Annotated in this window: 1 protein-coding gene; it reads left to right on the plus strand. The window is 56.2% G+C overall.

From position 1 onward, the window contains the following. Nucleotides 1-451: 451 nt before the first annotated feature. Nucleotides 452-612 (plus strand): ferredoxin family protein (locus tag A3730_RS29475; protein ID WP_197477320.1); only part of this gene is annotated, 161 nt, incomplete at its 3' end.

Raw genomic sequence — 612 nt, forward strand, 5'->3', positions numbered from 1 at the left:
GTTCAGTGAGCCCAGTGCCGTGGAGCACGCCCTCAAGGAACTGGACCCGGATGATTTGACGCCGAAGCAGGCGCTGGAGGCACTCTACAAGCTGAGAGGACTGCTTTAGCGCTGCAGGAACAGCGCTGGGTTGGTGGCACGACAAGCCCGGTGACGAGAAGCGAAAACCGTCAGACTTTACCCTGTTTTCGGGTTTGCCTTTCGAAACTCGCTTCTCGCAACTCGACCGGCACTCGGGGGTTCGCACCTCGAGAAGTGCTCCTGCAGGTGCTCCATCCCCCCGCCCGTGTCCTCTTCTGACTGCATGCGCTATATCCTTATATCAACGCTGCGTTTGCCTGCCTCTGGGCATATCGCTAGACTAGCGCCACCCCAAGCGAGACCGTGCCTGTTGCTGCTATAATCAGCTCTTGGCGCTGTACAAAATGAAGACACCTGGCGAGGACAGGATATGACGTTCGTAGTAGGTGAGAACTGCATTAACTGCAAACACACCGATTGTGTGGAAGTGTGCCCGGTAGACTGTTTCTACGAAGGCGAAAATTTTCTGGTCATCCACCCGGACGAGTGTATCGACTGTGCACTGTGTGAACCGGAGTGCCCGGTTAACGC

This window comes from Alcanivorax sp. HI0044 (genome assembly GCF_001634945.1).